Annotated in this window: 22 protein-coding genes, 2 tRNA genes and 1 pseudogene; 17 read left to right on the forward strand and 8 right to left on the reverse strand. The window is 56.7% G+C overall.

The window, feature by feature from the left end; all coding sequences use genetic code 11:
• Positions 1 to 2: 2 nt before the first annotated feature.
• From PSES9_RS0105740 to PSES9_RS0105755, 4 genes are all read left to right on the forward strand, one after another.
• Positions 3 to 845 carry a helix-turn-helix transcriptional regulator gene (locus tag PSES9_RS0105740; protein WP_010484967.1) on the forward strand — a complete coding sequence of 281 codons (843 nt, stop codon included), beginning with the start codon at positions 3 to 5 and terminating at the stop codon, positions 843 to 845.
• An 88-nt stretch (positions 846 to 933) separates the two neighbouring features.
• The gene (locus PSES9_RS0105745; protein ID WP_010484968.1) at positions 934 to 1,683 is read left to right on the forward strand and encodes an AzlC family ABC transporter permease; all 750 of its coding nucleotides are present in this window, start codon (positions 934 to 936) and stop codon (positions 1,681 to 1,683) included.
• A complete protein-coding gene (locus PSES9_RS0105750; protein WP_010484969.1) occupies positions 1,683 to 2,012 on the forward strand; it encodes an AzlD domain-containing protein in 330 nt (109 codons plus the stop codon). The genes PSES9_RS0105745 and PSES9_RS0105750 overlap by 1 nt, the downstream gene beginning before the upstream one ends.
• 244 nt (positions 2,013 to 2,256) lie before the next feature.
• On the forward strand, positions 2,257 to 4,131 hold the full coding sequence (locus PSES9_RS0105755) for an MFS transporter (protein WP_010484970.1): 1,875 nt from the start codon (positions 2,257 to 2,259) through the stop codon (positions 4,129 to 4,131).
• 56 nt (positions 4,132 to 4,187) lie between these two features.
• Here the strand turns inward: PSES9_RS0105755 and sugE are convergent, their stop codons facing one another.
• The 3 genes from sugE to rdgC form a co-directional block, all read right to left on the reverse strand.
• A complete protein-coding gene (gene sugE, locus PSES9_RS0105760; protein ID WP_010484971.1) occupies positions 4,188 to 4,502 on the reverse strand; it encodes a quaternary ammonium compound efflux SMR transporter SugE in 315 nt (104 codons plus the stop codon).
• 143 nt (positions 4,503 to 4,645) lie between these two features.
• Positions 4,646 to 5,593, reverse strand: coding sequence for a bile acid:sodium symporter family protein (locus tag PSES9_RS0105765; protein ID WP_010484972.1), 948 nt, complete (start codon positions 5,591 to 5,593; stop codon positions 4,646 to 4,648).
• Between the two features lie 113 nt (positions 5,594 to 5,706).
• The gene (gene rdgC / locus PSES9_RS0105770; RefSeq protein ID WP_010484973.1) at positions 5,707 to 6,627 is read right to left on the reverse strand and encodes a recombination-associated protein RdgC; all 921 of its coding nucleotides are present in this window, start codon (positions 6,625 to 6,627) and stop codon (positions 5,707 to 5,709) included.
• Positions 6,628 to 6,914: 287 nt separating this feature from the next.
• On the opposite strand from rdgC, the gene PSES9_RS0105775 reads away from it, so the two are divergent.
• The 7 genes from PSES9_RS0105775 to PSES9_RS0105805 all read left to right on the forward strand — a co-directional run bounded on the left by PSES9_RS0105775 (position 6,915) and on the right by PSES9_RS0105805 (position 10,246).
• Positions 6,915 to 6,990 (forward strand) — tRNA-Val (locus tag PSES9_RS0105775).
• A 22-nt stretch (positions 6,991 to 7,012) separates the two neighbouring features.
• Positions 7,013 to 7,089 (forward strand) — tRNA-Asp (locus tag PSES9_RS0105780).
• A gap of 215 nt (positions 7,090 to 7,304) precedes the next feature.
• Entirely contained in the window at positions 7,305 to 8,063 is a 759-nt protein-coding gene (locus PSES9_RS0105785) for an FKBP-type peptidyl-prolyl cis-trans isomerase (protein WP_010484974.1), read from the forward strand.
• 379 nt (positions 8,064 to 8,442) lie between these two features.
• Positions 8,443 to 8,892: a YkvA family protein gene (locus PSES9_RS0105790; RefSeq protein ID WP_010484975.1), complete on the forward strand. Its 450-nt coding sequence runs from the start codon at positions 8,443 to 8,445 to the stop codon at positions 8,890 to 8,892.
• A 202-nt stretch (positions 8,893 to 9,094) separates the two neighbouring features.
• Entirely contained in the window at positions 9,095 to 9,412 is a 318-nt protein-coding gene (locus tag PSES9_RS0105795) for a helix-turn-helix domain-containing protein (RefSeq protein WP_010484976.1), read from the forward strand.
• Positions 9,409 to 9,774 (forward strand): hypothetical protein, encoded by a 366-nt coding sequence (locus tag PSES9_RS0105800; protein WP_010484977.1) that lies wholly within the window; start codon positions 9,409 to 9,411, stop codon positions 9,772 to 9,774. The genes PSES9_RS0105795 and PSES9_RS0105800 overlap by 4 nt, the downstream gene beginning before the upstream one ends.
• 4 nt (positions 9,775 to 9,778) lie before the next feature.
• Positions 9,779 to 10,246: an SEL1-like repeat protein gene (locus tag PSES9_RS0105805; RefSeq protein ID WP_010484980.1), complete on the forward strand. Its 468-nt coding sequence runs from the start codon at positions 9,779 to 9,781 to the stop codon at positions 10,244 to 10,246.
• Between the two features lie 25 nt (positions 10,247 to 10,271).
• Here PSES9_RS0105805 and PSES9_RS0105810 read toward each other — a convergent pair whose 3' ends face one another.
• From PSES9_RS0105810 to PSES9_RS0105820, 3 genes are all read right to left on the reverse strand, one after another.
• Complete coding sequence (locus tag PSES9_RS0105810; RefSeq protein ID WP_010484983.1) at positions 10,272 to 11,318, reverse strand: FUSC family protein; 1,047 nt, start codon at positions 11,316 to 11,318, stop codon at positions 10,272 to 10,274.
• A 137-nt stretch (positions 11,319 to 11,455) separates the two neighbouring features.
• Entirely contained in the window at positions 11,456 to 13,216 is a 1,761-nt protein-coding gene (locus PSES9_RS0105815; protein ID WP_010484984.1) for a bifunctional diguanylate cyclase/phosphodiesterase, read from the reverse strand.
• A 148-nt stretch (positions 13,217 to 13,364) separates the two neighbouring features.
• Positions 13,365 to 15,446, reverse strand: coding sequence for a carboxy terminal-processing peptidase (locus PSES9_RS0105820; RefSeq protein ID WP_238530366.1), 2,082 nt, complete (start codon positions 15,444 to 15,446; stop codon positions 13,365 to 13,367).
• A 127-nt stretch (positions 15,447 to 15,573) separates the two neighbouring features.
• Here PSES9_RS0105820 and PSES9_RS0105825 point away from each other — a divergent pair, with 127 nt between their 5' ends.
• The 4 genes from PSES9_RS0105825 to PSES9_RS0105840 all read left to right on the forward strand — a co-directional run bounded on the left by PSES9_RS0105825 (position 15,574) and on the right by PSES9_RS0105840 (position 20,266).
• Entirely contained in the window at positions 15,574 to 16,617 is a 1,044-nt protein-coding gene (locus tag PSES9_RS0105825; protein WP_010484987.1) for an alcohol dehydrogenase catalytic domain-containing protein, read from the forward strand.
• A gap of 261 nt (positions 16,618 to 16,878) precedes the next feature.
• Positions 16,879 to 17,442: an alkyl hydroperoxide reductase subunit C gene (gene ahpC / locus PSES9_RS0105830; RefSeq protein ID WP_010484989.1), complete on the forward strand. Its 564-nt coding sequence runs from the start codon at positions 16,879 to 16,881 to the stop codon at positions 17,440 to 17,442.
• Between the two features lie 179 nt (positions 17,443 to 17,621).
• Positions 17,622 to 19,178 carry an alkyl hydroperoxide reductase subunit F gene (ahpF, locus tag PSES9_RS0105835; RefSeq protein WP_010484990.1) on the forward strand — a complete coding sequence of 519 codons (1,557 nt, stop codon included), beginning with the start codon at positions 17,622 to 17,624 and terminating at the stop codon, positions 19,176 to 19,178.
• A gap of 293 nt (positions 19,179 to 19,471) precedes the next feature.
• Complete coding sequence (locus tag PSES9_RS0105840; protein ID WP_010484992.1) at positions 19,472 to 20,266, forward strand: SDR family NAD(P)-dependent oxidoreductase; 795 nt, start codon at positions 19,472 to 19,474, stop codon at positions 20,264 to 20,266.
• A gap of 77 nt (positions 20,267 to 20,343) precedes the next feature.
• On the opposite strand, the gene PSES9_RS0105845 is transcribed toward PSES9_RS0105840, so the two are convergent.
• Together PSES9_RS0105845 and PSES9_RS23025 are read right to left on the reverse strand one after the other, a co-directional pair.
• On the reverse strand, positions 20,344 to 20,907 hold the full coding sequence (locus PSES9_RS0105845) for a TetR/AcrR family transcriptional regulator (RefSeq protein ID WP_010484994.1): 564 nt from the start codon (positions 20,905 to 20,907) through the stop codon (positions 20,344 to 20,346).
• A gap of 92 nt (positions 20,908 to 20,999) precedes the next feature.
• Positions 21,000 to 21,539, reverse strand: a pseudogene (locus PSES9_RS23025) (PaaI family thioesterase).
• A 144-nt stretch (positions 21,540 to 21,683) separates the two neighbouring features.
• Between PSES9_RS23025 and PSES9_RS0105855 the strand changes: the two are divergent.
• Both PSES9_RS0105855 and lpdA read left to right on the forward strand, forming a co-directional pair.
• Positions 21,684 to 22,892 carry an MFS transporter gene (locus tag PSES9_RS0105855; RefSeq protein WP_010484996.1) on the forward strand — a complete coding sequence of 403 codons (1,209 nt, stop codon included), beginning with the start codon at positions 21,684 to 21,686 and terminating at the stop codon, positions 22,890 to 22,892.
• A 61-nt stretch (positions 22,893 to 22,953) separates the two neighbouring features.
• Positions 22,954 to 24,357 carry a dihydrolipoyl dehydrogenase gene (gene lpdA / locus PSES9_RS0105860; RefSeq protein WP_010484998.1) on the forward strand — a complete coding sequence of 468 codons (1,404 nt, stop codon included), beginning with the start codon at positions 22,954 to 22,956 and terminating at the stop codon, positions 24,355 to 24,357.
• Positions 24,358 to 24,482 lie beyond the last annotated feature (125 nt).

The following is a 24,482-nucleotide window of genomic DNA, read 5'->3' on the forward strand; positions in this document are numbered from 1 at the left end:
CCATGAGCGAGGCGAGTGAACAAATCCGTTTTTGGCAGGCCAAGGGCCTGGCCGATGTCGAACTGCTGCATGCGCGATATGTGCAACAGCGTTTTGCCCCACATGTTCATGAAGGCTTTGTGTTTACTGTTATCCAAAACGGCGCCCAGCGATTCAGGCACCGTGGCAGTGATCATTTGGCGCCGCAGGGCAGCATGGTGTTGATCAATCCGGATGAGGTCCACACCGGCTCCAAGGCCCATGACGACGGCTGGCGTTACCGGGGCTTTTATCCGGATAACCACCAGGTGCTCGGGGTATTGCGAGAGCTGGATCTCGCCGGCGGCGGAATGCCTGGCTTCGCCGTGAGCGTGCTGCACGATCCACAACTGCACAATGCATTTACCCAACTGCACCTTCTGCTGGAAGGCGGCGCCGATGCCTTGCATCAGCAAATCGTCTGGCGCGAAGCAGTCTTGCTGCTGTTTCAACGCTACGCCAAGGTCGCCGAGCCTCGCGCCCCCGGACGTGAAACCCGGGCGGTGGAGCAGGCCAAGGAATTGCTCAGCAGTCAAATGGCCGCGCCGCCCTCGCTTGAAGAGTTGGCGGCGGCGGTGAACCTTTCACCTTTTCATTTCGCACGGGTATTTCGCCGGGCAACCGGTCTGCCTCCCCACGCATGGTTGAAGCAGCGGCGCCTGAGCCAGGCCCGTGCCCTGCTCAAGCAGGGGTGCATGCCCTTGCACGTGGCGATGCAGCTCGGCTTTGCCGACCAGAGTCATTTGAGTCGCCAGTTCAAGCAGGTATTCGGCGTATCTCCTGGTGCGTACCGTGCTGCCAGTTCGGGTCTGCCAAGCCTGCAATAGTGATTTCGGCGAAGGCGCGCAGTTGAGCAATATCGTTCAAGCTGCCTGCCGCTGGTTGAGATAGGCTTGCGGGTCAAGGAGACAGGTTATGACCCGTGTGCAGGAATTTTCTCAAGGTGTCCGTGACATGCTGCCCATGCTGTTGGGCGCCATGCCATTTGGCATCATCTATGGCAGCCTGGCGGTTGCGGCTGGGCTGAGCCCATGGCAGACCCTGGCCATGTCGGTTTTTTTTTTTTCAGGCTCAGCGCAGTTTATTGCGATCAGTCTGGTTTTTGCAGGCTCAGCGCAGTTTATTGCGATCAGTCTGCTCAGCAGCGGTGTCGGTCTCACCGTTCTATTGCTGACCACCTTCGTGGTCAATCTGCGCCATGCTTTGTACAGCGCCAGTTTGCAACCGTTCGTACGTCATCTACCTGCGCGCTGGCGTATGGGCCTGGCGTTCTGGTTGACCGATGAAGCCTTCGCCGTAGTCCAGCACCGCTATGCGCTCGCTGATCAGTCGTTGAACAAGCACTGGTATTTCCTCGGCGCTGCACTGGCGATGTACAGCAACTGGTTGTTGTGTACGGTCATCGGCTTGGTTTTTGGCCAGTCGGTGCCGAACCTGGCCGAGTGGGGCTTGGATTTTGCGATGCTCGCGACCTTTATTGGCATCGTTGTGCCGATGCTGCGCAATTGCCCTCAGGTTGCAGCCGCCTTGGTTGCCGCTGCAGTTGCTCTGGCTTGTTATGACTTTCCATACAAGTTGGGGCTGATGGCCGCGGCATTCAGCGGGATCCTTGTCGGCGTGGTCCTGGAACGACGCAGTGATCTGCCCGAAGAGGAGCTTGCCTGATGGACAATTGGTTGCTGATTTTCGGCATGGCGGTCATTACCTTCAGTATTCGCTACAGTTTGTTCGCCTTGCCAAACCTGAGTTTTCCGCCGCTGGTACGCCAGGGGCTGCATTATGTGCCGACAGCGGTACTGACGGCGATCGTGGTGCCCGGCATGTTGTTGCCCGATGGCCAGAACTGGCAACTGGCGCTGAATAACGCGTACCTGGTGGCGGGCCTGGTCACCATCGCGATTGCGGCGTTTACCCGGCACCTGCTGGCGACAATCGGCGGAGGTTTGCTGGTGTTTTTCCTGCTGCGCTGGGCAATGGGTCAGTTGCCGATCTAGTGGAAAACCAGAAGTCACCGGGGCGAGGGTGCGACAACGTGGAGCTTGTCCAGCGCGAGGCACGAGATCGACGTCAAATGCTAGTGGAGGGGTGAGGCGTCTTCCACCCTGCAGAAGGACTTATTGAAAGAGTGCCCGAGGGCGCTTTTTTCGTTAATCCTCTGCAAAAATCTGCTTTGGGTGTGGCTTTCGATGGATGGGTTGCAGTCAAATGCATAACGAATCCGCCACAGGTACATGGACGATGACCCAACAATCGCAGTTTGCGTTACTCGGCACCAAGCGGTTCCTGCCGTTTTTCTTGACCCAGTTGCTCGGCGCTTTTAACGACAATATTTTCAAGCAGTCACTGATTCTGGCCATTCTGTTCAAGCTCACTGTCGACGCTGACCGTGATCTACTGGTCAACCTCTGCGCATTGCTATTTATCCTGCCGTTTTTCCTGTTTTCCGCCCTGGGCGGACAATTTGGCGAGAAGTTCGATAAGGACTGGCTGATCCGCAAGATCAAGTTCGCTGAAATCATCATCATGCTTGCAGGGGCCGCCGGGGTTCTGCTGGGCAATTTGCCCCTGATGTTGTTGGTGCTGTTTGCCATGGGCACCCAGTCGGCGTTGTTTGGTCCGGTCAAATATTCGATTTTGCCGCAGCACTTGCGCGAGCGTGAGTTGATTGGCGGTAACGCGCTGGTTGAAATGGGAACCTTCCTGGCGATTCTGGCTGGCACCATCGGCGCTGGTGTGATCATGGCCAGCAGCAGCTACGCCAGTATTGTTGCCGGAGCCGTGGTAAGTGTCGCGGTGCTGGGCTACCTGTGCAGTTGCAAGATTCCTTCCGGGCCTGCGGCCTTGCCTGAGCTGAAAATGGACTGGAATATCTTCCGGCAGTCCTGGGCCACTATGAAAATTGGCCTGGGCCAAACCCCGGCCGTTTCACGCTCCTTGCTGGGTAATTCCTGGTTCTGGTTTCTCGGCGCTGTATACCTGACCCAAATCCCGGCGTACGCCAAGGACTGGCTGTATGGCGACGAGAGCGTGGTTACCCTGATCCTCACGGTGTTCTCGCTGGGCATCGGCCTGGGCTCAATGCTCTGTGAAAAGATGTCGGGTGAGAAGGTCGAGATTGGCCTGGTGCCGTTTGGCTCCATCGGCCTGACCCTGTTTGGCATTTTACTCTGGTGGGTGTCCGGCGACTTTCCGCAAGCCGCCCAGCCCCATGACTGGCTTGGGGTTTTGAGTCATGCCCAGGCGTGGGCGATCATGGCTTCGATCATGGGCATTGGCTTGTTTGGCGGCTTCTATATAGTCCCGCTGTATGCGCTGATTCAATCGCGCAGTGTCGAGAGTGAGCGGGCGCGGGTGATTGCGGCAAACAACATTCTCAATGCGCTGTTCATGGTGGTCTCGGCGATTGTTTCTATTGCTTTTCTGACCCTGGCCAAGCTGTCGATTCCGCAGTTGTTCCTGGTCATCTCGCTGATGAACATTGCCGTCAACAGCTATATCTTCAAGATTGTGCCCGAGTTCAGCATGCGTTTCATGATCTGGCTGCTCAGCCATTCCATGTACCGGGTTGAGCACAAGAACTTGCAGGCGATCCCAGATGAAGGCGCCGCATTGTTGGTCTGCAACCATGTCTCGTTTGTCGATGCCTTGCTGATTGGTGGCGCTATCCGGCGTCCGGTGCGCTTCGTGATGTACTACAAAATCTATAATCTGCCGGTGCTCAACTTTATCTTCCGCACCGCTGGCACCGTGCCGATTGCCGGACGTAACGAAGACCTGCTGATCTACGACGCTGCGTTCAAGCAAATCGCGCAGTACCTGCGAGACGGTGAGCTGGTGTGTATCTTTCCCGAGGGAAAATTGACCGGCGACGGTGAAATTGATGAATTCAAGGGCGGTGTCGAACGCATTCTTGAGCAAACCCCGGTGCCGGTGATTCCGATGGCGCTGCAAGGTTTATGGGGCAGTTTTTTCAGTCGCGATCCGAACAAGGGCTTTTTACGGCGCCTGTGGTCACGCATTTGCCTGGTGGCGGGCTCACCGATTGCTGCACAACAAGCCAGTCGCGCCAATCTGCAAGAGCAGGTAGCCGGGCTGCGTGGCGATATTCGTTGAGGTCATAGTGTCCTGTGCCAGCGCGGCGATATGCGGCGCTGGCAGGGCTTTAGGCGCTAGTGGCTGAGTTTCAAGCCCAGCAGCCCGCTGACGATCAAGGCCACGCTGAGTATGCGCATGGGGGCCATTGACTCACCGAACAGGATGATTCCGGCAATCACCGTGCCGATGGCGCCAATGCCGGTCCAGATTGCATAGGCGGTACCCAGCGGTAGGTCTTTCATGGCAATGCCGAGCAGCACCAGGCTTATGCCCATGGCGGCAATGGTCAGTGCGGTAGGGAGGGGGCGGGTAAAGCCGTCGGTGTATTTAAGGCCAACAGCCCAGCCGACTTCGAACAGGCCGGCGAAAAACAGAATGATCCAGGACATACAGACCTCCAGACGATTAATTTGCGTCGCTGGGGTCGTCCCCGCCAGATGGATATGCAGTCTGAGGTCGTCCTCAAAACGGGTACTAGTTTAACCGAGTCCTGCGGCGAGGCAAGTCGCCGCAATATCCAAATATTTCTGATTTATTGGTTTTTCTCAGGCGCGTCATCTTTCATGCGTCGATAAATGCTGGCGACCAGTGGGCCGGACAGGTTGTGCCAAACGCTGAATAGCGCGCTGGGCACGGCAGCCAAAGGTGAGAAATGCGCGCTGGCCAGTGCAGCACCCAGCCCGGAGTTCTGCATGCCGACTTCAATCGACATGGTTTTACGCTGTGCCAATGGCATGCCCATCACCCGTCCTGCAAGGTAGCCGAGCGCCAGGCCAATACCGTTATGCAGAATCACAACCGCCATGATCAGCAGGCCCGACTCGGCAATCTTGGCCTGGCTGGCGGCAACAACAGCCGCGACGATGGCAACGATGCTGACCACCGAGATCAGCGGCAACACATCGACAGCCAATTTGACTCGCTCACCCAGCAGGCGCTGGACGACCAACCCGAGAATGATTGGCAGCAGGACCATCTTCAGGATCGAGATAAACATTGCCATAAAGGACACGGGCAACCACTGCGAGGCAAGCAGCCATATCAGCGCCGGCGTCACCAGCGGGGCGAGCAGGGTGGTCACGGAGGTGATTGCCACTGACAGCGCCACGTCGCCGCGGGCGAACCAGGCCATGACATTGGAAGCTGTTCCGCCCGGGCAGCAGCCCACCAGAATCACCCCGACGGCAATTTCGGCAGGCAGGTTCAGTAGTTTGCACAGTAACCAGGCCAGGCACGGCATGATTACAAATTGAGCGATGACGCCGGCCAATACCCGCGCGGGGCGTTGGGCGACTTCACGGAAATCTTCGGTCTTCAGGGTCAGGCCCATGCCGAACATGATCAGGCCAAGCAGTGGCACTATCCAAGCGGTAAGCGGTAGAAAAACACTTGGCAGGAAAAAAGCCAAAATCGCAAATAACAGTACCCACAAGGCGAAGGTATTGCCGACAAAGCGGCTTAGGCTAATCAATGCGCGCATGTTGTTGATCCATTGGGTGACGGGGTGCCGCTCATATGTCCAGCGGCTTGTTCATGTTGCCCGGTAAAGCATCGCCAGGATGCGCAGTAGAACGCATCCTGGCAACAGGCTGCTTAGAGTCCCTGCGGTGTGTCTTCGCCACCAAGGGCTTCAAACAACGCTGGCAGGAATTCAACGAAGGTCAGCATCATCAGGGTGAAGCTGGCGTCCAGCTGGCCGAGGTTGTCATCACCACCGTCTTGCTCTGCCTGCTCTTGCAGCAGGTCTTCGAAGCGCAGGCGTTTAACCGTGAGTTTGTCGTCGAGTACAAACGACAGCTTCTCCTGCCATGCCAGGGACAGTTGGGTGACTTGCTTGCCCGACTCCATGTGCAGCTGGATTTCATCGCTGGTCAGGTCCTGGCGCTTGACCCGCACCACGCCGCCATCTTCATGGGTGTCGCGCAGTTCGCACTCATCCAGGACATAGAAGTCATCGGCGCTTTTCTGGGTCTTGACCCATTCGGTCATGGTCGCCGTCGGGGCGATCTTCACCGTCAGCGGGCGTACCGGCAGTGAGCCAATGGCTTCACGCAGGGTCGAAAGCAGGTCTTCGGCACGTTTCGGGCTGGATGCATCGACGAGGATCAGGCCTTGGGCCGGGGCGATGGCTGCGAAGGTTGCAGATTTGCGGATAAAGGCGCGAGGCAGGAAGGCTTGGACGATCTCATCCTTGATCTGATCGCGCTCCTTCTTGTAGACCTTGCGCATCTGCTCGGCTTCGATCTCGTCGACTTTTTCCTTGACCGCGTCACGCACCACGCTGCCGGGCAGAATGCGTTCTTCCTTGCGTGCGGCAATCAACAGGAACCCCTGGCTGCTGTGAACCAGGGGAGCGTCAGCACCTTTGCCAAAGGGGGCGACGAAACCGTAAGTGGTCAGTTCCTGACTAGCGCATGGGCGTGCCGGTTTTGCAGCAAGTGCGGCTTCCAGCGCATCTGCATCAAAGGGTACATCTTGGGTGAGGCGATAAACCAGCAGGTTACGAAACCACATAGCAGGGTGACTCTCCATTAACGCAAAGCCGCCATTATTCCCGCCTAATCGTCCCAGGCCAACCCTGTGTGAAGGAATCGCTGGAAAAGCAGGTAAGTGGCAGCAGTGCAAATTTAAAAATCAGGTAGTGAAGCCATAGGTTGGGCAACGTTTTAACGCAGGAGTGCCTGCCAGGGTAGTTTTTCAGACCTTATCTAAGCCTTTGCCTGCTAAATAAAATTTATTTGGCAAAGGGGGTTGCCAAGGTGCGATTGGCTCTCTAGAATGCGCCCCACTTCGAGAGTGAAGGGTGATTAGCTCAGCTGGGAGAGCATCTGCCTTACAAGCAGAGGGTCGGCGGTTCGATCCCGTCATCACCCACCAAACTCGCTTTTTGAAGTTACGCGCAGCGGTAGTTCAGTTGGTTAGAATACCGGCCTGTCACGCCGGGGGTCGCGGGTTCGAGTCCCGTCCGCTGCGCCATTTCCCCCCTCTTCATGCTTCCCCGCATTGCATCATTTCTTCTAGATTCTACCCCTTTCCCTGCAAACCAATTGTTTTCGTCGAAGTTCGACCTAAATAGCTGAACTTATAAGCATTTTCTTAATCCTAAGCTGGTAGCCAGTGATCGTTGCGGCCTGCTAAGCTCGCGCTTTCACTCGAATGCCCTACGGGCGTGCACCGAACAAGGAATAAGCATGAAACAGCATCGTTTAGCAGCTGCGGTAGCCCTGGTTGGGCTGGTGCTCGCTGGTTGTGATTCGCAAACCAACAGCGTGGAACTGAAAACCCCAGCGCAGAAAGCCTCTTATGGTATTGGCCTGAACATGGGCAGAAGCCTGGCTCAAGAAGGCATGGACGATCTTGATTCAAAAGCAGTTGCCCAGGGCATTGAAGATGCGATCGGCAAGAAAGAACAACGTTTGAAAGACGAAGAGCTGGTTGAAGCTTTTGCTTCCCTGCAAAAGCGTTCCGAAGAGCGCCTGGCCAAGCTGAGCGACGAATCCAAGGCAGCAGGCAAGAAGTTCCTGGAAGAGAACGGCAAGCGCGATGGCGTCGTGACCACTGACTCCGGCCTGCAGTACGAAATCATCAAGAAGGCTGACGGTGCGCAACCCAAGCCAACCGATATCGTTACCGTCCACTACGAAGGCAAGCTGACTGACGGCACTGTTTTCGACAGCTCGATTGAGCGTGGTAGCCCGATTGACTTGCCCGTTAACGGCGTGATCCCGGGCTGGGTTGAAGGCCTGCAGCTGATGCACGTTGGCGAGAAGATCAAGCTGTACATCCCTAGTGATCTGGCCTACGGCGCGCAAAGCCCGAGCCCTGCGATTCCAGCAAACTCGGTGCTGGTTTTCGATCTGGAACTGATCGCAATCAAGGATCCAAAAGCAGAAGCTGGTGCTCCGGATGCACCTGCTGAGCCAGCTGCAGAGGCTGATAAGGCAGAGTAATTGACACTCGCTTTATTGAGATGCAAGCAACGCCCCGTTTCGACGGGGCGTTGTCGTTTGTACGGGTCATAAATAGAACCAAAAAGCGACTGTCCGGTCTTAATGTGGAGGCAGTGGCGAGTGAATGTTACGGTTATGCACATTTAGCGAGGGTTTCATTTTTAGCGATTTTAGCGCGCCTTAAAAAACCCTTTGATTTATGTAACTTATTGAAAAATAAGGGTTTTATTTGCTGGGCAAAAAATGCCCGATCTGTAGAGAAGCCGCATGAGCCGGGCGTTTGGTAAGCTAATCCAGTATTTGTTCACAAGGTTATCCACAGCTTTGGTGGATAACCCATGCCAGCCCTTGAAAGACGCGGGCTGGCGAGGGAGGCACGATGAAAGCACCTCGAAATTTTTCCCGTTACCTGAAGCTTGCGCAAAAATTTTTAAGTAATGGCAGATTGCCGGCTCTGTTGGCGGCGACGACCAAGAAAATCGCCAAGAAGGGCCCGGCGCTGAGCGGTTTGAAACAAGACTTGGCGCTTTTGCAAAGCCTGTGCATCGCTTGGTGGCGTGGCGAGTATCGCGCGATAAGTAGCGAAGCGTTACTGGCGTTTGTGGGGGCGTTGTTATACTTCGTAACACCCATCGATGCGTTACCCGACTGGATTCTCGGTATAGGTTTTGTCGATGACATAGCCGTACTGGCCTGGGTGCTGCGGACCTGGTCGGATGAATTACGCATGTTTCGTCTATGGCAGTCGCAACAGCCTGCCCAGGAGCTCAAGCGCATAGAGCACCTACCTGACTCAGCACCGCTGGAATTGGAAGAGCTCAAGCCCTGACTCCAGCGCGTCCGGCAACCCGTGCCCGGACAAGTAGTCGACCTCAAAACTTGTTCAATGGCGCCAAGCAGGCCCTGTTCACGCTTATTGGTCCCATGGACTGCTAAGATGTTGATAAGCGGATGCAGATAGTTATCAAGCGCCGCACTTTTCGCAAGCACCGGCTTTGCATTAGTAGAAGTAGCAGGGTGGAGAGTTGAACATGAGTGTGCAAGTTATCTCACGTGATGGTGAGCCTGAATATGCAGTGATTCCATGGGCGCATTATCAAGCGCTGTTACAAGCTGCAGGGAGCCTTCAGGTTGTTGCTGAGCCTGTGTCCAATGATGTTTCCCCACTGAGTCGGCTAAGCAGCCTGCGCGAAGCCAAGGGCATGGATATAGACACCCTGGCGCGCGCCGTTGGCATCAGTCCCCATTACCTGAAAATGATCGAAAGCGGCGAGCGTGAACCAGATGCGGCTATTCAGCGTGCCTTGGCCTGGAACCTTGGCATTGAGGGTTGGGAGGCGAGCTCTTGAGTGTTCGAATTACTCGTCAACACTATGATGCGTTATTGACTGCCCTGGACGATGCCCGACGCCAGCGGCACCTCCTGACCTACCGTGCATTGATCGAGCGCCTGGCACTGCCTGCGCCGGCAATGCAAACGCTGACTGCCGCACTCGAGCACCTGGCGGCCCTGGATGCACAAGCGGATCGTCCACTGCGCAGTTCACTGGTAATCAGCCAGGGAGCAAGCCGTCTTCCCCGTACCGGCTACTTTGACTGCGTTACTCGTCTTGGCCGTTTCAGCGGGCCCACTGATGGCGTGGCGGCTGCCTCCTGGCATGCTGCCGAGGTGGCGCGGGTCTTTGAGTTTGATTACCCGCCGGAGCATTAATTAGATGCTGCATAAATTACGCGCTCGGTTAAGTTACTGGCTAGCCCGACGCTTGTTCCACTGGTCATGGCTGGTCAAGCAGCCGCGCGGCTGGCAATGGCTCGAAGGCCAGTTTGCACGGATGGCCAATCTGGGTGACGTGCAGGCGCAAAGTTTCTATGGGCACATACTGTTGTTTCGTGGCCAGGGCCTGGGTGCACGGGAAGAGGGTGTGCGACTGCTACGACTGGCTGCGACGGCGGGCGATGCCAAGGCGGCTTATCAAATGGGGCTGCTGAGTCTCAAGGGCGATACCCGCCAGGCTCCGGATGCCAGCCAGACTGCACATTGGTGGGCCTTGGCTGCGGCAGCAGGTCATCCACTTGCGGCCCAGCGGTTGTCTGAGCTCTACCGTGACGGGGCGCCGGGCCTGGAGGCGGACCCGGTGCAAGCAGAGCACTTTGCCATGCGCGCAGAGTCGCTCGGGTTATAAATTCAACCTCCGCGCACAATAGAACTCAATGGGCTTTCCAGCGCTTGGCAGTGTCGGCAAGTTGTTGGCGCAAGGTTTCTAGGGTGGCGGACAACTCAAATGTCAGCAGCACATAACCAGCCATGCCCGATGCGGCGGCAGCTTCCAGTGCGAGCATCTTTTCTGGTTTGTGATCAGCTTCATTAAGCATTTTTGCCGAGCCCAGGCGCAGGGCGCGTGCCATGCCGAGCAACAACACCCGGATGCGCTTGTTTTCAGGCGCCAAGGTCGACTGAAGTAATTCCAAACCTTTGCTGTCGCCAGCCTCGGGGCGCGTATGGGCGAGAATTTCAAGGGTACTGATGCACATGCGCAAGCTGCGCTGGATCGCATCCAGACGAGTCATGGAGACATGCATTTCCTTTGATGCAGATGGCATCAGCGAGCGTTGTTCAACCATGCGTTTATTCAGGCGGTTGATCAGTTTTTGGTGCTCATCGTCGGTCACTGGCAAGCCGGTGATGATGCGCCGATGAATAGTGGCGCAGTCACGCAGTGCGCCCGACAGGTTATAGCGCCACGAGTAGAAGGCATACAGCGGCAGGGCGAATGAAAATATCAGGGCTAGCGCGATACCGATGAGAATGTTGACGCCGCGCCAGATACCGTCACTGACCGGGTTCTCGCCGTGGCCTGCGACCACAAAAAAGGTGATTGCCTCCAACAAGGCGGTATAGCCACCTTTGCCAATAGCGTGATAGGAAAAGAAGCCGCAGCAGATGGACATCAATACATAGGTGAGTCCCGCTAGCTCCATGTAGTTGTGCTGGATCACCAAGAGCAAGCCCAGGCCCGCGCCAATGAATGTGCCGACAGCCCGTTCGGCAGCCTTTCTGCGGATATTGCCATGGTTCTGGAGGCCGCCAATGACCACCAGCATGGTCACCGAGGCCCACTCGCCGTGGGGTAGATTGAAACCGGTGGTCAAAAGGATGGAGGCCAGCAGGCCCACCGAAATGCGTGCTGAATGAATCAGCCGGGCATTGCGGTAACGTCGATAAGGATCTGTGATGGGGCGTGCGATTTTGCGCATTAAGGCGCTGATAAAAGATGTGCGCAAGTTACCGGCCTTGGTAGAGAGTATTTCTGGTGGCCGACCATCATACCGGTCGACAGCACAATCTTAGCGCAAGCCGGGCCTGTGTCGCAGTACCGTCGATGGCTTGCGCTTCAGGCTGAGATTTTTTGTGCGTCAATCAGGTGAAAGCTATAGCCGGGGATTGCCTTGGCGTGGTGCTTGGCTTCTGAGGCCAAGGCCGCCAGTTGGCTTGCATCCAGGTCGGCAGCGTATTGGGGGGTGACCTGGACTATGCCTATGGAAATCGAGAGCAAGGCAAACTCCTGGCGCGTACCGTGGCGGTCATGGGAAACAAAGCAACCGGCATTCAGGTCCTCTTCGCGGTAAAAGCGCCGGCACTGGTTCTGGAAGGTTTCAAACAGCCTGCTCAATTGTTTGCGCCACTGCTCTGAACTCAAGACCAGGAGAAAGTCATCACCGCCAATGTGACCAACGAAGTCGCGGGTTGGGTCCACACATTCACTCAGGCATTGGGCGAGATACAGCAGCACTTCGTCACCCTTGGCGTAGCCATACAGGTCGTTGAAGGGTTTGAAGTTATCAATATCCACATAACAAACCACTGCCGGTATGGCTTGTTGCAGCAGGCGCGTGAGGCACTGCTGGATGGGCACGTTGCCGGGTAGCATGGTCAATGGATTGGCATGTTTGGCTTGCCGGATCTTCAACTCGGTAATCAGCTTGAGTACATCGATGACCCGGCCAAGCCCCTGGTAGCGGCCGTTGAGGGTGATGATGAAATCCTCTTCGATACGCTGGCGTGCACGGCTGGTCAGCAGGCGGCTGACCTTTTGCAGGGACTGGCTTACTTCCACGCTGAGGAAGTCCGTGCTCATCAACCGGCTGATGGGTTTGCGGGCAAAGAGTTCAGCGGCGAAGGGTTTGAGCAGAGCATCGGCAAACGCATGGCGATGGACAATGCCAACGGGTTGCCTGTGCTCATCGAGTACCGCCAGGGAGTTCAGGTTGGCCTGCAGGCGAAAGGCTTCGAGTACCGCGGATGTCGAGGTATCGATAGTCACTGCGGGTTGCTCGTTGAGCAGGGCGCAGAGGTCGCTGTCTTCTTCGCTGAGGGTGCCGGGCGAGCTGAGCAGTTGTGGCAGCAACAGGCGTGCGTCACGTGGCGGTTGTTCTTGCGGGCGGCAGAGCAAATAGCCCTGGAGCAGGTCGACACCCATTTCGGAAAGTACTGCCAGTTCCTCTTCAAGCTCGATGCCTTCGGCAATTACGGTGGCGCGTGAGGCCTGGGCCATCTTGAGGATGGAGCCGACAAACTCTCGCTTGACCGAGTCGAGATGTATGCCATCGATGAAGTGGCGGTCAATTTTCACATAGTCGGGTCTTAACTCAGACCACAAGCGCAGGCTTGAATAACCTGCGCCAAGATCATCCAGTGCAATTGAAAAGCCCATGGCGCGATAGTGATGCAAGGCCGTATCGAGCAGGGCGAAGTCTTCGGTAGGGGTTTGTTCGGTAAGTTCTATCACCACATTGTTGGGCGATATGCCAAAGGCTTGCAGCAGCTGCAGCGTGCGACCAGGGCGGTGGTTGGCTTCGAGCAACGAGTCGGGGGAAACGTTGAGGAACAGCTTGCCCTCAAGCTTTTGTTGACTGAATTGCTGGCAGGCGCTTTTGCGGCAAGCCATTTCCAGTTCACTGAGGCGACCAGCTTGACGCGCCACACTGAACAGGTTGATCGGCGAGTGCAGGGCACTGTTGGAGGGGCCACGAGTCAGGGCCTCATAACCGACGATGCGCCGCTCGGATAACGAAAAAATAGGCTGAAAGAGGCTATGCAAGTCGCCGTGAGCGAGGATGTGGTCCAGCGTGCTCAACTGCTCGGTGACGGTCATTTGGAGTCTCTGAGTCGGAAAAAACAAAGGGCTGATAGTGATATCAGCCCCTGATTTTGCGACAAATTAATGACTCTTTAATGACAGCTCGGCTCAGCCTCAAGCGTGAGCCCGCTCAAGCCCGGCTCCGAGCTTGAGCGGGCGTGCATCACTTTTTAACCAAGGCTGAAGTCAGGTTCAGGTAGTCGAGCAGGATCTGACCGGCTTCGCTGAGGAAGGCATCATCCTCGGGCTTGGTCTTCTTGTCCTCGACCGCAACGCTGTCTTCATCGACTTCTTTAAGCTTGGTCAGCGGCTCTTCGCCCTTAGCCTTGCGCAGCTTGTTTTCGATGGCCAATTGCTCGCCTTCGATCTGCTTATGCTGTGCACGGCGCGTGACCTCATTGAGGCTGACTTCGGTTTCTTTCATCAGCTTCTGCGCAAGCGCCAGGCGTTCACGGGAGAAGGTGAAGTCCGGGTTGTTCGCCGTGCGCTGTTCATAGTGCTCCTTGAGGCGCACCAAATAAGGCTTGAACGGGTCACGCTCTGGCTTGATCGCTGGGTTGATGGTGTCCCAGGGCATGGCTTCCGGCAGCGCGCTTTCGCCAATTTCCTTGGTGTCCATCACATCGGGATAGGCAATATCAGGCAGTACGCCCTGATTTTGTGTGCTCTGCCCCGAAACCCGGTAGAACTTGGCCAGGGTCAGCTTCAGCTCGCCGTGGTTCAGGGGTTGGATGGTTTGCACAGTGCCTTTGCCGAAGGTCTGGCCGCCGATGATCAGGGCGCGGTGGTAGTCCTGCATGGCGCCCGCGAAAATCTCCGACGCCGAGGCGGACAGGCGATTGACCAGCAACACCATCGGGCCCTTGTAGAAGATACCGGGTTCCTCATCGTTGAGCACATCGACCCGGCCGTCGCTGTTGCGTACCAGAACCGTCGGGCCCTGGTCGATAAACAGGCCGGTCAGCTCAGTGGCTTCTTGCAGGGAACCGCCTCCGTTGTTGCGCAGGTCGATGACCACGCCATCAACTTTGTCCTTCTTCAGCTCGGTGAGTACCCGCTTGACGTCACGCGTGGTGCTCTTGTAGTTCGGGTCGCCGGCGCGGAACGCCTTGAAGTCGAGATAGAACGCAGGAACTTCAATGACCCCGAGCTTGTAGTCACGACCGTCGTGCTTGAGCTTGAGAATCTTTTTTTGCACCGCTTGATCTTCAAGCTTCACCGCTTCGCGGGTGATGGTGACGGTCTTGCTGGTCTGGTCGTTGGGTGCATTGCTCGCCGGAATCACTTCGAGGCGAACCTTGGAGCCTTTCGGGCCGCGAATCAGCTTGACCACTTCGTCCAGGCGCCAGCCGATGACATCAACCATCTCGTCATCGCCCTGGGCGACACCGATGATTTTGTCGGCTGGGGCAATCTGCTTGCTCTTTTCCGCTGGGCCGGCTGGAACCAGGCGCACGACTTTGACATTGTCATTATCGCTTTGCAGCACCGCACCGATACCTTCGAGCGACAGGCTCATGTTGATGTCGAAGTTTTCCGCGTTATCCGGTGACAGATAAGAGGTGTGCGGATCGTAAGACATCGCAAACGCATTGATGTAGGTCTGGAAGATATCTTCGCTGCGGGTCTGGTCTAGACGAACCAACTGACGCTTGTAGCGCTTGATCAGGGTTTCCTGGATGGTCTTGGTGTCTTTTCCCGCGATCTTCTGGCGCAGTACTTCGTCCTTGACCTGGCGACGCCATAGGTCTTCAAGCGCCGCTTCGTCCTTGACCCAGGGTGATTTCTCACGATCGAGGGTGAGTTCTTCATCGACGCTGAAGTCGATCTTGTCGACACCTTTGCCAAGCATGGTCAATGCGTAGTTGAGGCGGCTCTTCAGGCGATCGAGATGGCGTTTGTACATGACAAAGCCGGGCTCGAGGTTGCCGCTTTTGAGAAAGTCATCGAACTGATCTTTCCACTTGTCGAACTCGGCGATATCGGCGGCAGTGAAATAACTGCGCTGAGGATCGAGCATCTTCAAGTAGCCCGCGTAGATGATTTCCGAACGGGCATCATCGAGCGGCGGCTTGCTGTAGTGGTGGCGCTTGAGCAGCTCCACTACGTTGAGGCTGGCAATGACTTGTTCGCGATCAGGCGTCAAATAGTCCCAGCTGTGATCGCTGGTGGTCTTTGCTGCCAAAGGCAATGCACTCAATCCGAGGGCAAGGGCGAGGGTGGCGCTGATAAAAGAACGCTTCATGCTGATTCGACGTAGGGGCTGTTGATAAAGCATATTAGGCCATCTTTAAGGGCGCCGAGTTCCAACGGCGCAATGCAAAAGCCCGACAGTCGTGCCGGGCCCGGTTCAATTGCACTATGGAGGCAGCGTGAAGGCATTGCAAGGCGTTGAAGGCCGTACTGAATGGTTAGACATCACATCCCCATCATGTGATGTGGGTGAAATCCGCATAAAAGTGGCTGCCGCAGGGCTCAACCGAGCTGATTTGTTGCAGCGTGCCGGGCTTTACCCGCCGCCACCCGGAGCCAGCGCCGCGCTTGGGCTTGAGTGCTCCGGAGTGATCACCGAAGTCGGTGCTGGCAGTTCCCCGCCGCCACCCGGAGCCAGCGCCGCGCTTGGGCTTGAGTGCTCCGGAGTGATCACCGAAGTCGGTGCTGGCAGTGATTGGCAAGTGGGCGATCGGGTTTGTGCGTTGCTCGCCGGTGGCGGCATGGCTGAAGAAGTGGTGGTTGATGCACGGCACGCCTTGCCGGTTCCCGAAGGCGTCTCGTTGCACGAAGCGGCGGCTATTCCCGAGGTATACGCAACCGCCTGGCTCAATCTTTTTCAGCTGGCGGGGCTCAAACCGGGTGAAAGGGTCTTGCTGCACGCAGGTGCCAGTGGGGTTGGCTCTGCGGCCATCCAGTTGTGCAAGGCCTTTGGCAGCCCGTGCTGGGTGAGTGTCGGCTCGGCCGATCGGCTGGCGTATTGCGAAGGGCTGGGGGCGCAGGGCGGTGTTTTGCGTGGCGAAGAAGGGCCGCAGGCGCTGCGCGATTTTGCGCCTTTCGATGTGATTCTTGATCCGGTAGGTGGCAAATATGCAGCGCTCAACCTGCAATTGCTCGGGCTCGACGGGCGCTGGGTGAATATTGGCCTGATGGGCGGACGCAAGGCTGAACTGGATATGGCGCTGCTGTTGAGCAAACGCGTGCAGTTTATCGGTTCGACCCTGCGCAGCCGCGATGATCAGTTCAAGGCCGACCTGATGAGCGACCTTGGCCAGCAGGTTTGGCCATTGTTCAGCGAAGGACGGCTGAGTCCACAGTTGCTCAAGGCATTGCCGATCAAAGATGCCGAAGCGGCGTTTGCCGAGCTTGCGACTAACCAGGTCAACGGCAAGCTGGTCTTGGTGATTGATCCTGAATTGTCCTGATCAGCCCTAGTGATAAAGCGCGGACCCACCCGGGATTTGGCGGGAAAGGGGTGGCCCGCGACTGTTATTTGGCTTGTCATGGGTACTGAATGTGCATTTTCGGTAATTGAGAATGCAGATTATCTATATGTTTTTAAAAGGATTTTATAAGGTTCTATTGAGTAAGTTAATCAGCGCAATGGGATCAATCAATATGACCTTTTGCCAAGCGGTGAGTAACCTTTGCAGGGTAAATTTTCAACCCTCCCAAGGAGTTCATCGATGTCTTATATCAATAGCGAAGTTAAACCGTTCAACGCCACTGCCTATCACAACGGCGCATTTGTTGACGTTAGCGAAGCCAACCTGAAAGGCAAGTGGTCGGTCGTATTCTTCTATCCAGCCGACTTCACCTTCGTCTGCCCAACCGAACTGGGCGATCTGGCTGATAACTACGCTGAATTCCAGAAGCTCAATGTCGAGATCTACGGCGTATCGACTGATACCCATTTCACCCACAAAGCCTGGCACGACACGTCTGACACCATCGGCAAAATCCAGTACCCGCTGATTGGTGATCCGACTGGCACCATCACCCGTAACTTCGGCGTGATGATCGAAGAGGCCGGTTTGGCAGATCGTGGCACTTTCGTCATCGACCCAGAAGGCAAGATCCAGATCGTTGAAATCAACGCCGGTGGCATTGGCCGTGACGCACAAGAACTGCTGCGCAAGGTAAAAGCGGCTCAGTACGTTGCTGCTCACCCGGGCGAAGTTTGCCCAGCCAAGTGGAAAGAAGGCGAAGCCACCCTGGCTCCATCGCTGGACCTGGTCGGCAAAATCTAAATCTGTTTTGCGGGCCGCCAGCTAATCGGCTGGCGCTTGTAATGGCCGATGAAGGCTGAGGTGCATAGGCGCCTCAGCCGTTAGACAAAGCCGGCAAATCTATTGAAACGCACAAGCGCCTGGGCGCGATCCGTCCGGGCGTTCTTGTCTCTGAAATTCATATAAAGGGAAGCCAAATCATGTTGGACGCCAATCTGAAAAACCAGTTGAAGGCCTATCTGGAAAAGGTCACCCAGCCGTTCGAGATCGTCGCGTCCCTTGATGACAGCGACAAATCCCGCGAACTGCATGGCTTGCTTGAAGATATTCGCAGCCTTAGCGACAAAATTACCCTGAAGACAGATGGTGTAGATGCTCGCACGCCGTCGTTCTCGTTGAATCGCCCTGGTGCTGATATCGGCTTGCGTTTTGCCGGTATCCCGATGGGGCACGAGTTCACCTCCTTGGTGCTGGCACTGCTGCAAGTCGGTGGGCATCCATCGAAGTTGGCCGCTGATGTGATCGAGCAGATCAAGGCTATCGAAGGTCAATTCAGCTTTGAAACCTACTTCTCGCTGTCGTGCCAGAACTGCCCGGATGTGGTGCAGGCGCTGAACTTGATGGCGGTACTCAATCCTAATATTCGTCACGTGGCTATCGACGGGGCACTGTTCCAGGCCGAGGTCGAGCAACGCCAGATCATGTCCGTGCCGAGCATCTACCTCAACGGTGAGCTGTTTGGCCAGGGACGCATGGATGTCGAGCAGATCCTGGCCAAGATCGACACCGGTGCAGCCGCACGTGACGCTGAAAAACTCAACAGCAAGGATGCCTTCGATGTCCTGGTCGTCGGCGGTGGTCCGGCTGGTGCTGCGGCGGCAATCTATGCCGCGCGCAAAGGTATTCGCACTGGCGTGGCTGCCGAGCGTTTCGGCGGCCAGGTACTCGATACCATGGCCATCGAGAACTTTATCTCGGTACAAGAAACCGAGGGCCCGAAACTGGCCCGCGCCCTGGAAGAGCACGTGCGCCAATACGACGTCGATATCATGAACCTGCAGCGCGCAAGCGCACTGGTCCCAGCCAGTGCGGCAGGTGGTTTGCACGAGGTTAAATTCGACAGCGGCGCATCGCTCAAGGCCAAGACGGTGATCCTGGCCACGGGCGCGCGCTGGAGAGAGATGAATGTGCCTGGTGAGCAGCAATATCGTGGTCGTGGTGTGGCCTATTGCCCGCATTGCGATGGCCCGTTGTTCAAGGGCAAGCGCGTGGCTGTGATTGGTGGCGGCAACTCGGGTGTCGAGGCCGCGATTGACCTGGCCGGTATTGTTGCCCATGTGACCTTGATCGAGTTTGACAGCCAGTTGCGCGCCGATGCGGTGTTGCAGAAAAAACTTGCCAGCCTGGCCAACGTGACTGTGATCAAGAGCGGTTTGACCACTGAAGTGCTGGGTGATGGCCAGAAGGTCAATGCCCTGGTTTACAAGGATCGTAATACGGATGAGTCAGTGACCGTCGAGCTGGAAGGCATCTTCGTCCAAATCGGCCTGCTGCCGAACAGTGACTGGCTCAAAGGCACGATCGAGCTGTCCCCAAGGGGTGAAATCATCGTGGATGCCAAAGGCCAGAGCAATATCCCCGGCATTTTTGCCGCAGGCGATGTGACCACAGTGCCTTACAAGCAAATCGTCATCGCCGTGGGTGAGGGTGCCAAGGCGTCATTGAGCGCCTTCGATCACTTGATCCGCAGCGTCTAGATCCGCGCTGGCGCTAGGCCTCCGAGCGGGTAACCAGAGATGGTTACCCGCTTTTTTGTGCCCGCAGATTGGGTCAATGCCTTATTGGCCTGGCAGTCTGTGGCTTGGATCGATAACAACTGCCGGGGTTGCACGGTTCAACCCTCGGCTAGACTTTCCTGGTCGCGCAAGATTTCTATTGGTTGATTTGAATTATGACTGTAATATAAATATAGAATTATGATCGTAATCTAACGTGCGCGATAGTGACTTCACCGGCTCGATAGCAGCCACACCAACCTGAGGAAACAGCAATGAATCAATCTACAAACAAAGGCACTGCCTTGATTACTGGCGCATCCTCGGGGATCGGCGCCACCTATGCGCAGCGCCTGGCCAAGCGTGGTTATGACCTGTTGTTGGTCGCGCGTGACCAGCAACGGCTCGATGGGCTTGCCGAGAACCTGCGCCAGGCATCTGGGGTCAAGGTAGAAGTGCTCAGGGCCGACCTGACTGACAGCGCTGACCTGCAGCGTGTCGAACAGCGTTTGCGTACGGACCCGAGCATCAGCATGTTGGTCAACAATGCCGGCGTTGCAATCAATGGCACCCTGGCCGAGGCGGACGCGGCCAAGGTCAACACTCTTATTCAGTTGAATATCGTGGCCCTGACTCATCTCTCCGCAGCCGCCGCTGCAAGCTTTGGTGCAGCTGGGCGTGGTTCAATCATCAACATCGCTTCGGTGGTCGCGTTGATTCCCGAAATGTTCAACGCGGTCTACAGTGCCAGCAAGGCTTATGTGCTGAGCCTGACTCAAACCATGCAGGCAGAGGTCAGCAGCCTAGGGGTGCAGGTCCAGGCGGTATTGCCCGGCGTTACCCGCACCGAAATCTGGGAGCGTTCGGGTATGGATGCTTCGGCCTTGCCTGCGGAGATGATCATGGAAGTTGGCGATATGGTGGATGCCGCCCTGGCAGGTTTCGACCAGGGTGAACTGGTGACTATTCCATCCCTTCCGGACGCGGCGGACTGGCAGGCATTGGTTACGGCGCGGACCAAACTGGGACCGAATCTATCGCGCAATCAGGCGGCGGCGCGCTACAGCTAAGACGGCAAGACCAAAAAGCCCGAGCCAGCAATCCTGGTTCGGGCTTTTTATGTGGGCAAGGTTTTAGCCTGACTCAATCAACCGGCCGGGACCTGCTCCAACAATTGTTGACGAGCTGTCTTGAGCAGGCGTTGCGACAGTTCGGGATCACTGACACTGCGGGCCAGAACCAGTGCGCCCACCATCGTAGAAAGCAGGGCCACGCTTTGTTCGGCGGCATTGTCGCCCGATAGGCAATCCTCGATGGATTTGAGGCGCTCTTGTATCAACTGGTCGGTAACCGGGCTGGCCTGGCCGCGCTGGCCAAGTTCCGCTGACATGGTTGGCAGTGGGCAACCTTCTGCCGGATTGGCGCAATGGGCGCTGGACAGATAACTGCGAATAAATGTGGCCAGCGGCGCTTCACCGGCAAACAGCTGTTTCGTCTGGCCGCTGAGTTGCTCGGCGCTATGGGTTAATGCGGTTTCAACCAATTCATCCTTGGACTTGAAGTGCGCATAAAAGCCACCGTGAGTCAGGCCCAGGGTTTTCATCAAGGGCTGCAATCCGGTTGCACCAATGCCGTCACGGCGAAACAGGCGTGCTGCCTCTTCAATGATGCGCTGGTGGGTTTTGGCCTTGTGATCGTCCGAGTAACGCATAGCTTGCCTCGTGTTTTTACATGTTGGCCAACATATTAATTGACCCTGCATCTTTTGGGTAAAGGTTGATGGCCAGCCTGGTGCTGAATACCTTAGCTGGGGCTGCCCATTATCAAGCAAGTGGTGGAGCCAACCGCGTACAGGCGATCATCAACATCATAAATGCGCCCTTCGGCGATTGCCGTCGTGCGACCCAGGTGCACGATGCGGCCTTCGGCACGTATCGGCCCGACTTTATCGGTCAAGGCGCGTAGATAGCTGATGCGCAAGTCGGTTGTCGTATAGCCCTAGCCGCGCTGCAAGCGAGTATGAATCGCGCAGCCCATGCAAGAGTCGAGCAGGGTGGCAGCGTAGCCGCCATGCACTATGCCCAATGGGTTGTAGTGGCGGGTATCGGGGGAGCCTTGGAACAAGAAAAAACCTTCTGCCCATTCAATCGGCACAAAGTCGACCAAGTGCCCGAACGGTGGGCAAGGCAGTTGCCCTTTGCCAATGCCGTTGAAGAACTCGGTGGGTGACATTTCACTGACCTGTGCCAGGCTCATGCTGCCAGGTGCGGCCAGCTTGCTGCGGGCGACTTGCTCGGCATCAATCCAGCTTGCCAATTGTTCTTCTCGGGAAACCTTGTCCATCTGACGGCCCTCTGCGGATGTTGGATAAGTCGATTGCTTTATTAAATTACATGTGTAATCTAATTGTGTAAATTATAGTCGTAATATAAATATGTCCAGGGCTATCGGATCATTGGTTCGAGCATTGCTAAGCAGGAAATCGTTATGCACAGCGTCCTTACACCTTCACGCAAGCTCCTCGTATTACTCATGGCGCTCACCGCGCTGGGTGAAATCTCTACTCAGTTGATTATTCCCGCCCTCTCGGCAATCGAGTGGGTGATGGCCGCCAAGCCCGGCAGTAGCTTGCTGGCGCTGTCAGTGTTCGTAGCTGCTTTTGGCCTGGGCCAACTGGTGCTTGGCCCGCTTTCCGATCGACTGGGGCGGCGACCGATCCTGTTCGCGGGGTTGCTGGTTTACCTGTGTGCGACCTTGTGGATGTTGCTGGCCAACAGCATGGTGGAATTCATCACCGCCCGTGCCTTGCAAGGTTTGGGGGCCTGTTCGGCCTTGGTCATGGCGCGGGCTATTGTGCGCGATGTATGGCAGGCCGAGGCGGGGCCGGCATTGGCCATGACCGTGATAGGCATGCTCTGCGCCATCGTGGTTTCCCCGGCGCTGGGCGGCTTGCTGGTGCGCATCGGCGGTTGGCAGGCGCCTATTCTGATGGCGCTGCTGGTTGCTGGTGCAATTGTCCTGGCGGCGTTGTGTTTTTACCGGGAAAGCAACCGGCAGTTGGACCCTCAAGCAGGAAGGCTGACAAAACTGGTCGCCAACTATGCCGATTTGCTCAAGGACTCTTCCTTCCGGGCCCTGGCCCTGACATTGGCGTTCACCTATGGCGCGATGTTTGCGGTGATTGCCGGTTCCTCAGCTGTCTATATCGGCCTGCTGCACCTGAGTCCCAGCCAATACGGGATGACCATCAGCGCGATTGTGGCAGCCTTGATTGGCGGTGCGCTCTTTACTCAACGCAATATCAGCCGCTTGGGACCGGACAAAATCGTCAGCATCGGCGTGAGCCTGGCTGCCTTTGGTGCGGTTGCGACCCTGGCGATTCATCAAGGTCTGGGGTTGTCCGTGCTGGGGCTTTCACTACCACAGGTTTTGGTGACCCTGGGCGGCGGCATGGTGCTGCCCGCTAGCGTCGCCGGTGCGGTGATACCCAACGCCCACAGGGCCGGCCTGGCGGCAGGGTTCATGGGCTTTGCCCAGATGGCCGGGGCAACCTTCAGCGGTGTGCTGTTGACCGCTCTGCAAGATGGCAGCGCCTGGGCTATGGTTTTTCTCAATGCCAGCTTCGCATTTATTGCCTGGTCGCTGTTCCACCTGCTGCAACGCCGACGCCGTGCCGCCGAGCTTGCAGTGCAATGATCCCTGGCTGCGTTTTGGTGCCGTTTTAAGCTGAACAACAGCAATCTTGAAGGTAATCGACATGAGTGAAAGCTACGACGTGGTGATTATTGGCGGTGGGCCTGGCGGGTATAACGCAGCCATCCGTGCCGGACAACTGGGGTTGAAGGTTGCCTGCGTCGAGGGCCGTGAAACCCTGGGCGGCACCTGCCTCAATGTTGGCTGCATGCCATCGAAGGCCCTGCTGCATGCCTCTGAGCTGTATGAGGCCGCCAGCAGCGGCGAGCTGAACAGCTTGGGTGTTGAGGTGCAACCGACCCTGAACCTGGCGCAAATGATGAAACAGAAAGATGCCAGCGTCAGCGCGTTGACCAAGGGTATCGAGTTTCTGTTTCGCAAGAACAAGGTCGACTGGATCAAGGGCTGGGCCAGGCTCGAGGGCGTTGGCAAGGTCAGCGTCAGCCATGCCGACGGTAGCCAGAGCCAGTTGCAGGCCCGCGACATCGTGCTGGCCAGCGGCTCGGAGCCAGCGCCTTTACCGGGCGTCGCGGTCGATAACAAGCGCATCATCGACTCTACCGGCGCACTTGAACTGCCTGAGGTGCCCGGACATCTGGTGGTTATCGGCGCAGGAGTTATTGGGCTGGAACTGGGCTCGGTATGGCGACGCCTGGGTAGCAAGGTGACTGTGGTTGAGTACCTGGATCGTATCTGCCCCGGCTTGGACACCGAGACGGCCACCGCGCTGCAACGCACACTGGCGAAACAAGGCATCAGCTTCAAGTTGGGTGCCAAGGTTGTGGCCGCGCAAAGCTCGGACAGTGGAGTTGAACTGAATATAGAAGCTGCCGCAGGTGGTGCGAGTGAAGTCTTGCAGGCCGATTATGTGCTGGTTGCCATTGGCCGGCGTCCATACACAGAAGGCCTTGGGCTGGAGAACGTTGGCCTGAGTACCGATAAGCGTGGCATGCTCGGCAATCAACAGCATCGCAGCGAAGTGCCAGGTATCTGGGTCATAGGTGATGTCACTTCGGGGCCGATGCTCGCGCACAAGGCCGAAGATGAGGCCATTGCCTGTATCGAGCGCATTGCCGGCCATGCTGCCGAAGTGAATTACGGGGTGATTCCCAGTGTGATCTACACCAGGCCCGAGGTGGCCAGTGTCGGTAGCAGCGAGCAGGCGCTCAAGGAGCAGGGGCGTGCCTATAAGGTCGGCAAGTTTCCGTTCACGGCCAACAGCCGGGCGAAAATAAACCATGAGGCCGAAGGTTTCGTCAAAGTGCTGGCGGACGAGCGCACCGATCAGATCCTCGGCGTGCATATCATTGGCCCAAGTGCCGGTGAGTTGATTGGTGAGTATTGCGTGGCGATGGAGTTTTCGGCCAGTGCCGAAGATATTGCGTTGATTTGCCACCCACATCCAACACGCTCGGAGGCATTGCGCCAGGCGGCAATGAATGTGCACGGCTGGGCCATGCAAGCCTAGAAACCCTCTGGAAAACTGCTGCGCTCGATATACTTCGCTACCTAAAGTCGAGCGCGATCCGGTGGCTTTTTCGCAGTTTTTTACTCGCTGCGCTCGCCCTTCGGGCCAGCCTTTGGCTGTTGCTC

The sequence above is a fragment of the Pseudomonas sp. S9 genome, assembly GCF_000222125.1.
Lineage (GTDB): Bacteria > Pseudomonadota > Gammaproteobacteria > Pseudomonadales > Pseudomonadaceae > Aquipseudomonas > Aquipseudomonas segetis.